The organism is Deltaproteobacteria bacterium HGW-Deltaproteobacteria-18 (assembly GCA_002841885.1).
GTDB lineage: Bacteria > Desulfobacterota > Desulfovibrionia > Desulfovibrionales > Desulfomicrobiaceae > Desulfomicrobium.
The window spans coordinates 172,727-184,918 of record PHBE01000009.1 but is presented as its reverse complement, the minus strand read 5'-3'; the positions used below and the strand labels follow the sequence as shown (position 1 = coordinate 184,918).

Sequence of the window (12,192 nt, the reverse complement as noted above, 5' to 3'; positions counted from 1 at the left end):
ATCCGTGGCGCCAACGCAGCTCGCAGCTTTTCAACAGCCTGCCAAGATGTAACTGCAAAAAGTCGTCATCCCCTTGAAGGGGGAATCCACCCCTTTTTAACTATTTGAAAAAAAAGAATTTCGTGTTTACCCGACATGGCTCGTCTTCGCGAAAACGACATTCGGGTTCTTTCGCGATTTTTTGCAATGGCGTCTGCTAAAGCTCGTCGTCGGGATCGGAGGTGGCGGGCGCGGCCTTGATGGTCAGGGTCAGTACATCATGCAGAACCTTGCCCCGCTCCTGGGCCAGCTGTTTCCATTTCTTCTTTTCCTTTTTCACGGCCTCGATGGTCTGAAGCAGATCCTGAATGGTATGAGCGGGATATCCGTACTTGCCGTGCTTGCCCTTGCGCAATTCTTCATCATTGCGTTCCTTGAGGGCCCTTAGTTGGCTTGATGAGAGTATCATGGCTAACCGCTCGCGGCCCTGACTTGGTCCATATCCGTCAACCCCTGCAGGACCTTCATCATGCCGTCCTGCTTCAGGGTCAGCATGCCTTCGGCCACGGCCTGGGCCCGGATTTCCTCGGTGGGTTTGCGGTGCTTGATCTGGTTCTTGATGCCGGAGGAATTGACCATGAGTTCGTGCACGCCCACACGACCCTTGTAACCGCCCACGCACTGCCCGCAACCGACCTTGCGATACAGGGTCCTTTTGCCTTCAAGAAATTCCTTGGCGTGGATTTCCCAGCCCTGTCCGAACTCAAGGCCCATCTCTTCAAGTTCCGTTCCTTCCGGAGTGTAGGCCTGTTTGCAGTTCGGACACAGGGTCTTGACCAGTCTCTGGGCCAGAACACAGAGCAGCGAGTCCGCGAAGTTGAAAGGATCAAGATCCATGTCCAGCAGGCGGGTCACCGTTTCGGGGGCGGAGTTGGTGTGCAGGGTGGAAAGGACCAGGTGACCGGTCAGGGACGATTCGACGCCTATATGCGCCGTTTCCTTGTCGCGCATTTCACCGATCATGATCACGTCCGGGTCGGCACGCAGGAACGAGCGCAGGGCCGAGGCAAAGGTCAGGCCGATTTTGGGATGGACCTGCACCTGTCTGAGCCCCTCCTGGGTGATTTCCACCGGATCCTCGGCGGTCCAGATCTTGCGTTCGGGGGTGTTTATGTAGCTCACCGCCGAATGCAGGGTCGTGGTCTTGCCCGAACCCGTGGGGCCAACCACGAGGATGAGCCCGTAGGGTTTGTAGATCAGTTTCTCGAAGGCCGCCTTGTTCTGCGGCAGCAGTCCGAGCTTGTCCAGCGGCAGCGGCTTGCCCGAGGCCAGCACTCGCAGTACCACGTCCTCCATGCCCTCCAGCGTCGGGATGGTGGCCATGCGGTACTCCACGACCTTGTTGCGATCTGGCAGCTTGATCTTGATCTTCCCGTCCTGGGGCAGGCGGCGCTCGGCGATGTCCAGACTGGCCATGATCTTCAGACGCGAGACGATGGGGCGCGCCAGGGGCAGGCGGACCTTGCGAAATTCGTAGCAGGTTCCGTCCAGCCTGAAACGGAACATACAGTAGCGGGACTGGGGGTTGGGCTCGATGTGGATATCGGAAACGTTCTTGCGCCAGGCCTCCACCAACAGGGCGTTGACCATGCGCACGACCTCGCTGTCCTGATCGCTCAGTTCGGCCTCGGTCTCCTCGCCCGCAGAGACCATGTCTGAGGACTCGACGTCCTCATCAAAAGCGGCGGCCAGATCCTCACCCGAGCTGAACTGCTTGTAGAAGTGCTCGATGTACTGCTCGATGTCCCCGGCCAGCGTAACCTTGGCCTCGACGTTGGATGTCCCGTAGATGAAACGGATCTCATCCAGGCGTCCGAGGTCGAAGGGGTTGGTCATGAGCACGGTGATGGTGTTTCCTTCCTGTGAAAAGGGAAGCCAGCCATACCGCTTGAGAAAATCCGGGTCGAGTCGACGCTTCTCGAAAAGCTCGAAAGGCGGCTCCTTGCCTGCAAAGAAGGGAACAAACTCCGTACCGTAAAAACGGGCCAGGCTGTCGCCCAGATCTTTCTTGGGGATCTTGTATTCCTTGAGCAGCAAGGCATCCGAATCCTTGCCTTCCATGGACAGGACCGCGGAAAGCTGTTCGGCGGTGATGAGATTTCTTTCGAGAAGATATGAATAGCGACTGCTGCTCGACGTGACAGGACGGGGAGTCAACGCCTTGATGCGCTGCTCGATACCCGGAAAATCGGGATCGAGAATACGCACTTTCTCAAAAATGGAACGCGCTTCCTGGTGGTCATCCTGATGCAGATAGATGAGCCCGGCACGAAAATAGAGCTTGGCCGCGACCTTGGGGGGATAATCGTTTTCGCCCAGTATCTTGAGGGTGACCTCGGCCTGTTCCTGGACCTTGCCGAGCTTGTTCAGACTGTCGAGCATGAGCCTGACCATGTCGTAGCTGCGCACTCCATGGGAATAGCCGCTCCGACAGATGTTCAAGACCCCGGCATAGTCATCCTTGGCGAACAGGTTCCAGGCCTGGGAGAGAAGTTGTTCTTCACTCTGCGGATTATCCATGCATCTCGCTCACACGTTGGTCCGGATTCGGGCGGCCGGAAGACGGCCGCCCGAGGGAATTATTTCTGTAGCCAAGCCATCATTTCACGCAGGCTGTCGCCAACCTTCTCCACCTGATGCTCATGGCTCTGACGCCTTCTGGCCAGGAAGAAAGGCAGATTCGCCTTGTTTTCCAGAATCCAGTTGCGGGCGAAAGTGCCGTCCTGAATCTCTTCGAGCACTTTCTGCATGGCCTTGCGGGACTCATCGTTGATGACCCGGGGGCCGGTCACGTAGTCGCCGTATTCGGCCGTGTCGCTGATGGAGTGGTGCATCTTCTTGAACCCGCCCTCGTAGAGCAGGTCGACGATGAGCTTCAATTCATGCATGCACTCGAAGAAGGCGATTTCGGGCTGGTAGCCAGCCTTGGTCAGGGTCTCGAAACCGGCGCGAATGAGCTCGCTCACGCCGCCGCAGAGCACGGCCTGCTCACCGAAGAGGTCCGTTTCGGTCTCTTCGCGGAAAGTGGTTTCAAGCACTCCGGAGCGGGTTCCGCCTACGCCGGCGGCATAGGCCAGGGCCTTGCCCAGGGCCTGTCCCGTAGCGTCCTGATACACGGCCACAAGGCAGGGAACTCCGCCGCCCTTCTCGAACTCGCGGCGCACCAGATGGCCCGGACCCTTGGGCGCGATCATGACCACGTCCACATCCTTGGGGGGGATGATCTGGTTGTAGTGAATATTGAAACCATGGCCAAAGACCAGGGTCTTGCCCGGAGCAAGGTTCGGCAGGATTTCCTCTTCGTAGACCTTGGGCTGATACTGATCCTGGACCAGTATCTGGATCAGGTCGGCCTTCTTGGCTGCCTCGGCCGCGCTGACAGGCTCGAAGCCGTGCTCACGCGCCAGCTGCCAGTTGGGCCCGCCGGGACGCTGGCCGATGACAACCTGCACGCCGGAATCGCGCAGGTTCTGCGCATGGGCGTGACCCTGGCTGCCATACCCGATGATGGCCACAACCTTGTCTTTGAGTATATTCAGATCGGCATCCTTGTCGTAATAAACTTTCATGTTGTCTCCTTCTCTCGTGAATATTGATACCCCTAAAAGCGGGTCCTCAGCCAATTGATCTTCAGTCGGCAAGCTGCATGCTACGGCGCATGGCCACGGTTCCGGCGCGGATGAACTCCTTGACGCCGAAACGCTGCAACAGGGCCACCACGGCCTTTATCTTGCCCTGATCACCGGTGATCTCAAGGGTCAGCTCGTCGGGGCTGACATCAACCACCTTGCACCTGAAAATATCCGCTATGCGCAGCACTTCCGCACGCTTGGCGTCTTCCGCGCCAACCTTCATGAGCACGATCTCCCGTTCGACCGCCTGCAGGTGGGTCAGGTCGACGACCTTGATGACGGTGATGAGCTTGTGCAGCTGCTTCATGATCTGCTCGATGATCTGTTCGTCACCGCTGGTGCAGATGGTGATATGGGAAACTCCCGTCTCCAGGGTCGGACCCACGTTCAGGGATTCGATATTGAATCCCCGTCCGCTGAAAAGACCGACCACGCGGGACAGGACTCCTGGTTCGTTCTCGACAAGTATGGATAAGACATGTCTCATGGCGGCCTCCTAAACCAGCAACATTTCCGACAGGGCCGCGCCTGCCGGGACCATGGGCGCGACGTTTTCCTCAGGCTCGACGCGTACATCGACGATGACCGGGCCCGGATATTCGAAGGCCGCTTTCAGCGTCGCCTCCAGATCCTCGGCCTTCTCGACCAGGAAGCCTTCCGCTCCGTACGCCTTGGCCAAGGCCACGAAATCGGGGTTGGTGTGCAGGCAGGTGGCGCAATAATTCTTCTTGTAGAAAAGTTCCTGCCACTGCCGGACCATGCCCAGATATCCGTTGTTCAGGATGACGATCTTGACCGGCACGTTGTAGCTTACCGCCGTGGCCAATTCCTGAATGTTCATCTGGATGGAGCCGTCTCCGGCGATATCGATCACCAGCTTGTCCGGAAAGGCGAACTGGGCCCCGATGGCCGCCGGAAAACCGTAGCCCATGGTTCCTAGCCCGCCGGAAGTCAAAAGGGTGCGCGGCTTGCGGTAGGTGTAGAACTGTGCGGCCCACATCTGATTTTGGCCGACCTCGGTGGCGATGATGGCCTCTCCCTTGGAGAGTTCGTGGATCTTCTCCACCACCCACTGCGGCTTGATGGCCCCGCCATTCTTTGCGTAGCTGAGCGGATGGGAAGCGCGCATCTCGGTCAGGGACGTGTTCCAGGCCTCGTGCTTGGCCTGCCAGTCCACGCCCCCGATCTTTGCCGCCTCTTCGATGAGCCCGGCCAGACCCTGCTTGCAGTCTGCCACGATGGGCACATCCACGACCACGTTCTTGCTGATGGAGGTGGGGTCCACGTCGATGTGGATGATCTTGGCCCGGGCGGCGAAAGAATTGATCCGGCCCGTGACGCGGTCGTCGAAACGTGCGCCAACGGAGATGAGCAGGTCACAGTTGTTGACGGCCATGTTGGCCGTGTATGTGCCGTGCATGCCGAGCATACCGAGCCACCCGGGATGATCGCCCGGGAAGGCCCCGAGGCCCATAAGGGTGGTGGTGACCGGCAGGTGAAATTTTTCGGCCAGCTGGGTTAGTTCCGCGGCGCTGTTGGAGGAGATGACTCCACCGCCGGCATAGATCACCGGCTGCTTGCACTGGGCGATGAGCTCCGCGGCCTTGCGCAGCTGTTTGCGGTTCGGGTTGACGTTGGGATTGTAGCTGCGCAGGCTGATGGTCTCGGGGTAGGAAAACTTGGTCTTGGAGTTGACCACATCCTTGGGCAGATCAATGAGGACAGGACCCGGCCGACCTGTTCTGGCAATATAAAATGCCTGTTTGATGGTCGTGGCCAAGTCGGCGACATTCTTGACCAGATAGTTGTGCTTGGTGCAGGGGCGGGTGATGCCCACGATGTCGGCTTCCTGAAAGGCGTCGTTGCCGATCAGGTGCGTGGGCACCTGCCCCGTGATCACAACCATGGGAATGGAATCCATGTAGGCCGTGGCGATTCCGGTCACGGTGTTGGTCGCACCAGGTCCGGAGGTGACTAGGCACACGCCCACCTTGCCCGATGCCCTTGCAAATCCGTCGGCGGCGTGAACAGCGGCCTGTTCGTGACGGACCAGAATATGCTTGATCGGGTGCTTGGGGAGCTCGTCATAAATGTCGATGACCGCACCCCCGGGAAATCCGAAAATGAGATCAACCCCTTCCCGCTTCAAACACTCCATTAGAATCTGGGCACCGGTGAGGACCATGGCTTCCTATCCCTCCTGACGTTTGTATTTCTCAAGCAAAGTCTGGATCCGGGTCTTTCCGGCCAGCTTCTTCTTCTTGTATTCCTTCACTTCCAGATCTTCCGCAGGGGAAAGCACGGCTTTGCCCGAGTAGCGTTCCAGAATTTTTTCAAAACCCACATGTTCCTCCCACAGACTCTTGAGTTCCTCGTCGTGACCCAAATTCGCCGCAATCAGTTCGAGGTCTTGCTGTTCCATAGGATGTCTCCTTAGCGTTATGGTTTGCCCAATGCCTTTTCCGAAAACACGTTCCAGTCAGGCTCTTCCTCCACGTCCAGCAGCAGGTTCTTTTGCCGGGACGCATGCCCCGACTCGATGACCACCTGCGAAGCCTTGATTCCCAAAATTCTGGACATAAATACGGTCAACGCGTTGTTGGCCTTGTTGTCAACTGCCGGGGCCTGCAGACGGATCTTCAGATACTCGCCATGCATGCCCGCGACTTCGGTTTTCCTTGCCCCGGGCTGAACCCAGAGCCCAAGCCTCCAGCCTCCATTCTTGGCCGGCGCGGCGAAAACCGGGTGATCCGTACACATGAGTACTAAAACATCATCTGCGACATCAGTCGAGCCAAAAAAACCTGCACGAACTTGATGCCAAGGACCACGACAAACGGCGAGAAATCAATCCCGCTTATATACGTGAACGGCAACCACTTGCGGATACGATAAAACACAGGCTCGGTCAGGGTCCTGATCCCGCGGACGATGGGATTATAGGGATCGGGGTTGACCCAACTCATGACCACGGCAGCGATGACCACCCAGAAGTACAAAGACAACACGCTGTCGGCCACATAATAGACCGCTGCAAAAAGACTAGAAAAAACAGGCATTTAATATCCCTCTCAGAAGGCGCTGGCGTTTCGCGCCAGCGCCGTTATTTCAGGCTAATCGATTATCTCGCAAAAACCCGTCTCAAACCATTGCCGCAGTTCATGGAAACTGTCCACATGCAGTTGGGCCCTCAAATCCCGGTTCCTGTAGGCCCAGAAAGGGACCTCGGCCCGATCCGTGGTTTCCTGATCCACGGATGAATCGCCGAGATAGGACATCTCGCACGCTGGCAGACCCCAGGTTTCGACAATGCGCCGCAGGCCCTCTGGATCAGGCTTGGGCAAGGCCACCTTGGCCGCAGTCATGACGGGATGGAAGAAATGGGTCAGATCGAACCGCTCCAGCACCATCTCCATGGAATTCTTCCGGTTGGTATTGACGGCCATGCGCACACCCATCTTCTCGAGGACGACAAGCAACTCAAGAAGCCCCGGCTCCGGCACCATGCGGTCGATGAAGTCGTCATAGGTCATGCGCCCCTGGACCCGCGCCGCGTCGGGCAGCAGTTCCTCCGGAATGATCCGGGCCATGGCCATGTCCACCGTGTGCATGAACGAGTACTCCTCATCCTCCCGGCTCATGGGCGCAAGGCCCAGGGCGGCGCGGATGTGGTTGTAATAATGACGGTTCACATCCCGGGAATCGAAGAGCACTCCGTCACAGTCAAACACAACGCCGCGAATCCGGCGCAGGTCGAAACGGCGGGGCTGGCCCGCATCATCAGTCATGTCTATTGCATGGCCTCCGGAAAATACTGCCCGGCCAGGTCGCGCAGCTTGAACTTCTGGATCTTGCCGCTCGCCGTCATGGGATATTCATCCAGGAATACGACGTACTTGGGGATCTTGTAGCGCGAGATCTGGCCACGGCAGAAGTCTCGGATATCCTCGGTGGCATAGTCGAAGCCTTCCTTCAGGATGACGAACGCCCCCACTTCCTCGCCGTATTTGCGACTGGGCACGCCGACGACCTGCACGTCTTTGATGCCCTCCATGCGATAGAGGAATTCCTCGATCTCACGCGGGTAGACGTTCTCGCCACCGCGAATGATCATGTCCTTCAGGCGGCCGGTGATGCTCAGATAGCCATCCTCGTCCATGGTGCCGAGGTCTCCGGAATGCATCCAGCCGTCGGGGTCGATGGCTTGGGCCGTGGCGTCGGGGTTGTTGTAGTAGCCCTTCATGACATTGTAGCCCCGGCAACAGACTTCGCCCTGCACGCCCGCGGCAACAGGCTCGCCCGTTTCGGGGTCGACGACGCGCACTTCGACCTCGGGCATGGCCCGGCCCACGGTGCGCGTGCGCTGCTCGATGGAATCGTTGACCCGGGTCTGGGTCATGACCGGAGAGGTCTCGGTCAGGCCGTAGCAGATCGTGATTTCCTTCATATTCATGATATCCATGACCTTTTCCATGACCGGCACGGGGCAGGGCGAACCTGCCATGATCCCCGTGCGCAGGGAGGAAAGATCGTAGCGCGAAAAGGAGCGGTGCTCGAGCACGCTGATGAACATGGTGGGCACGCCGTAAAGGGCGGTGCACTTCTCTTCCTCGACGGCGGCCAGAACCATGAGCGGATTGAACCCTTCGAGGATGACAAGGGTGGCCGCGTGGCTGACCGCAGCCAGTACGCCCAGCACGCAGCCGAAGCAGTGAAAGAGCGGAACAGGCAGACAGACCCGATCCTGGTGGGTGAATTTCTGGTTTTCACCGATCCAGAAGCCGTTGTTGCCGATGTTGTAATGCGTCAACATGACGCCCTTGGGAAATCCGGTGGTGCCCGACGTGTACTGCATGTTGACCACGTCGTGGGGATCGAGGGAGGCCTGCCGGGCTTTGTAATCCTCTTCGGAGGTCACACGGCTCAGCGCCAGCAGCTCGGGCATGGAGTACATGCCTCGGTGCTTCTCCTGCCCCAGAAAGAACACCCGCTTCAAATCCGGGAATTTTTCGCTGCGCAGATAGCCCCGTTCCTGGGTTTTGAGCTCCGGGACCAGATCGTACGCGGTTTGCACGTAGTCCGTATCCCTGAAAGAATCGATCAAAAGCAGGTTCTCGCACTCGGACTGCTTGAGCAGATATTCCAGCTCGGCCGTCTTGTAGAAGGTGTTGACCGTCAGCAAGACAGCCCCGATCTTGGCCGTGGCGAACTGAAAAGCGACCCAGTACGGCACGTTGGTGGCCCAGATGGCCATCTTCTCGCCTTTCTGCACACCCATGGCCATGAGGCCCTTGGCCAGATTGTCGACCAATTCCCCGAATTCCCGGTAGGTCATCCGAAAATTCCGGTCCACGTAAATCACGGCTTCGTTGTCAGGGTGCTGCATGATGGCTTCATCAAGCATCTGCCCCAGGGTAATTTCTCGCAACGCAGGCTTGTCCATGACTCCCCCTTTGGATGACACCGGACTATTCCGGAAAATAGAGCACCGCATAGATGGAGGCCGGAGCATTCCCGCCAGCCGCCACATGATGCGGAACAATGGAATTGAGATATATGGAATCCCCCTTGCCGAGAGTCAGCACGTCCTTTCCGTAGGTTATCTCGATGGAACCTTCGTGTACGACGATAAACTCCTCGCCTTCGTGACTGGACAGTTTTGTCTCGTCGCAGGCGGCGGGCATGAGCTCGACAAAAAATGGCTCCATGTGCCGATCGGTCTTGCCCTTGCCCAGGGAATAGAACTTCATGTCCACGGAACAGCCCTTGCCGCCAAGCATGCTCAGGCCCTCTTCCCGTTCCCCCAGACGCACAATGAGCGGGTCCTGCCCCAACTCGTCATCGAGGAAAGTGCCCATGCGCACGCCAAGGCCACGCGCAACCTTGAGCAGAGGCCCAAGAGACGGATAGACGGAATCGTCTTCCAGGGATTTGAGGAACGCAATTTCCAAACCCGTGCGCTGAGCCAGTTCTTCAAGACTGATCTCATTCATTTCCCGGAATCGTTTGATACGCTTGCCGAGTTGCTCTTTGCTCATAAACCGTTCTCGCTGGTTAAAGGTTCTAGGCGCGGGTCATAAGGATGACAGGCTCGGGCAAATCGACCCTGCGACCGCAGACGCGTTCCGCCGCTTCGGCGTCAAGTGCGCAGCAGACCAGTCCGTCCGGCATGTCCGCGCAGGGCGAAAAATCCAGGTCCATGGACACAAGCTCGCGCACCACATCGTCGTCGGAAATGAAGAGTCGGGTTCCCAGGGGCAGAAACAGGAGCAATGAAGACAGAAGATTTTTCCACGGCAGCTCAACGCAGGCCCTCGGAAAAAGGGCCTCGTCCGGGACGCCGGGCTGTGTAAAGCTTTCCTCGTCGTCCAGACCGAGAACTGCGGCAAAACCGTCCCGAGCGGCTTCAAAACGGCCTTCCTGCTCGCCAATGGCCACAAACTGCTCCTCGCGATACAGAGCCATGGCCAGCAGGAGCTGGGCTTGACGCCGCAAATCCGTGAGACTGGGCTCCTTGGGAGCTTCCATCCCGGTCAGCTGCGACTTGATGTCCATTGTCGTGTCGGTGTAGAAATTATCGAGTCCCGCAGCCTGATAGGCCTGCATGTCCGAGGACTTGGGGAAACGTTCGCCGAATTCCATGTAGCTCCTGAGCATGCTTCGCACCTCGGCGGGAGCCAACGGCAGATCGGCCGAACGCCAGCGGGGCTGATCCGTGACCATGTCCACGCCCGGATCGAGAAAAACAACGCCGTCCGGAAGGGGGCCGCGACCCAGTTTCGGATGCAGCCAGGGAAAATGCACCACCATATCGCTCATCTGTCTCTCTCCTTACTTGCAATCATTTGTCATCGGGAAGCTCGTGACGACGGCAACGTCCCAGGCAATGGGGCAGACGCAACACGCAGACTCCTTCCATGAAATGTCTGCAAAGAACATCCCCGGCATCATCCTGCAGGGCATTGAAATTTGCACAGTCCCAGTCAATGTTCAAGGCTTGGGACATGCGATGTTCCCAAATTTGTCCAGCTTCCTCGGAGGTCAGGCCCAAAATTTCACCCCGCACCACAAACTCGTCGAAACGGCCTTCGAGGGTTCGCAGCACCGTGCAGGAAAATTCGGCGCGCAATCCCGGATTCACGGACTCTTCGTACATGCAGTAGCCGGCGACCCAAAAGCGGCAGGCGTCCCCGGGCATACGCAGTACCCGGCTCATGCCAGTCCTGCGCGACGACAGGCCCAGGCACCTGAAATCAGGGGACGGCTATTTGACAAATACATTCCATCCCTTCGGAAACCAAGGTTTTTCTTCCGCAAGGAAGAGTTGACCTGTCCGGAACGCTATGTGTATATGAGGCCCAATCATTCCCGAGGAGGCATACATGTTTGGCATTGGTATCCCTGAGCTTCTAATAATACTGGTCATCGTCCTGGTCATTTTCGGGGCCAACAAGTTGCCTGAAATCGGTTCAGGTATGGGCCGCGCCATAAAAAACTTCAAGAAAGCCACCGGCGAACCTGAAGAAATCGACGTCACACCCAAATCCGATTCCAAGGACGCATCCGACAAGAAAGAATGAACTTACCCAGTTTTCCACAAAAAATCCCGGCCCAACCGGGATTTTTTGTTCACCCTATCTGACCTCCACGGTCAGGCCCTGAGTCTTGGCAGCATCCCCCAGACGCCTCGCCAAGGCATCCCTGGACCGTGTCTGAATACGCCAGACACCGACCATGCCAGCCCCGTCCATTTCCACGCCCACCAGGGTCTTTTGCTGGATTTCCCCGCTCCATGAGTCCATGAGCCTGTCGAACTCCATGGGGCCCATGCTGGACAGCCAGCCCGAAACACGGACCAGCAGACCCGACTCGCCCTGAACCGCAAGCCCGGGACGGGAAAAGAAATCTTTCCACACCGCAAACCAGACCTCGTCCAGGGTCTTGGCCGTGTGGAAGGATTTCCATTCGCCCAGAGTCAAAACCCCGGTCCAGGCGCCCATCTGGGAAAGCTCAAGGACAGGCACGGCCGGGTCCTGGTTCACGGTGGGTTTCAGGCCGGAAAGCTCCTGCAACGCACCAAGTCCCTTGGTACGGGAAGGCTCCACTCCAGTCAGTCGCAACACATAGGGCCACTGATCCCGGGCCGTGAACAAGACGCCGAGGTCGCGCAGCCGGGTTTTGAGACCAGGGCCGTGAATGCGTACCGCCAGCGTGCGCGAGGCGTCCGTGGCATTGACATCGGCATCGCCGGTAGTCGCCACCTCGCTGTAGCCCAGGATGAGCGCATCCCGCTCCTTGGAGAGAATGCCCATGAGCACATCCATGCGCGACTGCGCAAGCTGCGTCCCGAGAATGGCCTCGATCTCCTGTGCCAGGGCCGCATCGAACGCTCTTTCCACGAACGGAGCCTGGCCTTTGCCTCCGTCCGCGGGCACGATCACCCGCTGATCCGCAACGGCAGGCTGGACGCCGGACAGAATCAGCATCAAACAAAACACGCATCTGAGCATGGGGGGTTCTC

At 58.1% G+C, this 12,192-nt stretch carries 15 protein-coding genes; 1 reads left to right on the top strand and 14 read right to left on the bottom strand.

Going from position 1 to position 12,192, the window contains the following annotated elements:
• Positions 1 to 196 precede the first annotated feature (196 nt).
• From CVU60_10080 to CVU60_10020, 13 genes are all read right to left on the bottom strand, one after another.
• A complete protein-coding gene (locus CVU60_10080; GenBank protein PKN41725.1) occupies positions 197 to 448 on the bottom strand; it encodes a hypothetical protein in 252 nt (83 codons plus the stop codon).
• Between the two features lie 2 nt (positions 449 to 450).
• Positions 451 to 2,559: a secretion system protein E gene (locus CVU60_10075; GenBank protein PKN41724.1), complete on the bottom strand. Its 2,109-nt coding sequence runs from the start codon at positions 2,557 to 2,559 to the stop codon at positions 451 to 453.
• 59 nt (positions 2,560 to 2,618) lie between these two features.
• The gene (locus CVU60_10070) at positions 2,619 to 3,608 is read right to left on the bottom strand and encodes a ketol-acid reductoisomerase (protein PKN41723.1); all 990 of its coding nucleotides are present in this window, start codon (positions 3,606 to 3,608) and stop codon (positions 2,619 to 2,621) included.
• Positions 3,609 to 3,669: 61 nt separating this feature from the next.
• Positions 3,670 to 4,158 carry an acetolactate synthase small subunit gene (locus tag CVU60_10065; protein PKN41722.1) on the bottom strand — a complete coding sequence of 163 codons (489 nt, stop codon included), beginning with the start codon at positions 4,156 to 4,158 and terminating at the stop codon, positions 3,670 to 3,672.
• Positions 4,159 to 4,167: 9 nt separating this feature from the next.
• Positions 4,168 to 5,856: an acetolactate synthase, large subunit, biosynthetic type gene (ilvB, locus tag CVU60_10060; protein PKN41721.1), complete on the bottom strand. Its 1,689-nt coding sequence runs from the start codon at positions 5,854 to 5,856 to the stop codon at positions 4,168 to 4,170.
• A gap of 6 nt (positions 5,857 to 5,862) precedes the next feature.
• On the bottom strand, positions 5,863 to 6,093 hold the full coding sequence (locus tag CVU60_10055; protein ID PKN41720.1) for a DUF465 domain-containing protein: 231 nt from the start codon (positions 6,091 to 6,093) through the stop codon (positions 5,863 to 5,865).
• A gap of 17 nt (positions 6,094 to 6,110) precedes the next feature.
• Positions 6,111 to 6,431 (bottom strand): hypothetical protein, encoded by a 321-nt coding sequence (locus CVU60_10050; GenBank protein PKN41719.1) that lies wholly within the window; start codon positions 6,429 to 6,431, stop codon positions 6,111 to 6,113.
• A 5-nt stretch (positions 6,432 to 6,436) separates the two neighbouring features.
• Positions 6,437 to 6,730, bottom strand: coding sequence for a hypothetical protein (locus tag CVU60_10045; GenBank protein PKN41718.1), 294 nt, complete (start codon positions 6,728 to 6,730; stop codon positions 6,437 to 6,439).
• A gap of 54 nt (positions 6,731 to 6,784) precedes the next feature.
• The gene (locus CVU60_10040) at positions 6,785 to 7,459 is read right to left on the bottom strand and encodes an HAD family hydrolase (protein ID PKN41717.1); all 675 of its coding nucleotides are present in this window, start codon (positions 7,457 to 7,459) and stop codon (positions 6,785 to 6,787) included.
• Between the two features lie 2 nt (positions 7,460 to 7,461).
• On the bottom strand, positions 7,462 to 9,114 hold the full coding sequence (locus tag CVU60_10035; protein ID PKN41716.1) for an AMP-binding protein: 1,653 nt from the start codon (positions 9,112 to 9,114) through the stop codon (positions 7,462 to 7,464).
• A 25-nt stretch (positions 9,115 to 9,139) separates the two neighbouring features.
• A complete protein-coding gene (locus CVU60_10030; protein ID PKN41715.1) occupies positions 9,140 to 9,709 on the bottom strand; it encodes a DNA-binding protein in 570 nt (189 codons plus the stop codon).
• Positions 9,710 to 9,734: 25 nt separating this feature from the next.
• Positions 9,735 to 10,490 carry a hypothetical protein gene (locus CVU60_10025; GenBank protein PKN41714.1) on the bottom strand — a complete coding sequence of 252 codons (756 nt, stop codon included), beginning with the start codon at positions 10,488 to 10,490 and terminating at the stop codon, positions 9,735 to 9,737.
• Positions 10,491 to 10,512: 22 nt separating this feature from the next.
• The gene (locus tag CVU60_10020; protein PKN41713.1) at positions 10,513 to 10,887 is read right to left on the bottom strand and encodes a hypothetical protein; all 375 of its coding nucleotides are present in this window, start codon (positions 10,885 to 10,887) and stop codon (positions 10,513 to 10,515) included.
• Between the two features lie 166 nt (positions 10,888 to 11,053).
• On the opposite strand from CVU60_10020, the gene CVU60_10015 reads away from it, so the two are divergent.
• Positions 11,054 to 11,251, top strand: coding sequence for a twin-arginine translocase TatA/TatE family subunit (locus CVU60_10015; GenBank protein PKN41712.1), 198 nt, complete (start codon positions 11,054 to 11,056; stop codon positions 11,249 to 11,251).
• A 54-nt stretch (positions 11,252 to 11,305) separates the two neighbouring features.
• Here CVU60_10015 and CVU60_10010 read toward each other — a convergent pair whose 3' ends face one another.
• The gene (locus CVU60_10010) at positions 11,306 to 12,181 is read right to left on the bottom strand and encodes a hypothetical protein (protein ID PKN41711.1); all 876 of its coding nucleotides are present in this window, start codon (positions 12,179 to 12,181) and stop codon (positions 11,306 to 11,308) included.
• Positions 12,182 to 12,192: the final 11 nt, after the last annotated feature.

Coding starts and splice junctions, on each gene's coding strand:
- CVU60_10080 (PKN41725.1), bottom strand. CDS start 448: ATGATACTCTCATCAAGCCAACTAAGGGCCCTCAAGGAACGCAATGAT.
- CVU60_10075 (PKN41724.1), bottom strand. CDS start 2,559: ATGGATAATCCGCAGAGTGAAGAACAACTTCTCTCCCAGGCCTGGAAC.
- CVU60_10070 (PKN41723.1), bottom strand. CDS start 3,608: ATGAAAGTTTATTACGACAAGGATGCCGATCTGAATATACTCAAAGAC.
- CVU60_10065 (PKN41722.1), bottom strand. CDS start 4,158: ATGAGACATGTCTTATCCATACTTGTCGAGAACGAACCAGGAGTCCTG.
- ilvB (PKN41721.1), bottom strand. CDS start 5,856: ATGGTCCTCACCGGTGCCCAGATTCTAATGGAGTGTTTGAAGCGGGAA.
- CVU60_10055 (PKN41720.1), bottom strand. CDS start 6,093: ATGGAACAGCAAGACCTCGAACTGATTGCGGCGAATTTGGGTCACGAC.
- CVU60_10050 (PKN41719.1), bottom strand. CDS start 6,431: ATGTGTACGGATCACCCGGTTTTCGCCGCGCCGGCCAAGAATGGAGGC.
- CVU60_10045 (PKN41718.1), bottom strand. CDS start 6,730: ATGCCTGTTTTTTCTAGTCTTTTTGCAGCGGTCTATTATGTGGCCGAC.
- CVU60_10040 (PKN41717.1), bottom strand. CDS start 7,459: ATGACTGATGATGCGGGCCAGCCCCGCCGTTTCGACCTGCGCCGGATT.
- CVU60_10035 (PKN41716.1), bottom strand. CDS start 9,114: ATGGACAAGCCTGCGTTGCGAGAAATTACCCTGGGGCAGATGCTTGAT.
- CVU60_10030 (PKN41715.1), bottom strand. CDS start 9,709: ATGAGCAAAGAGCAACTCGGCAAGCGTATCAAACGATTCCGGGAAATG.
- CVU60_10025 (PKN41714.1), bottom strand. CDS start 10,490: ATGAGCGATATGGTGGTGCATTTTCCCTGGCTGCATCCGAAACTGGGT.
- CVU60_10020 (PKN41713.1), bottom strand. CDS start 10,887: ATGAGCCGGGTACTGCGTATGCCCGGGGACGCCTGCCGCTTTTGGGTC.
- CVU60_10015 (PKN41712.1), top strand. CDS start 11,054: ATGTTTGGCATTGGTATCCCTGAGCTTCTAATAATACTGGTCATCGTC.
- CVU60_10010 (PKN41711.1), bottom strand. CDS start 12,181: ATGCTCAGATGCGTGTTTTGTTTGATGCTGATTCTGTCCGGCGTCCAG.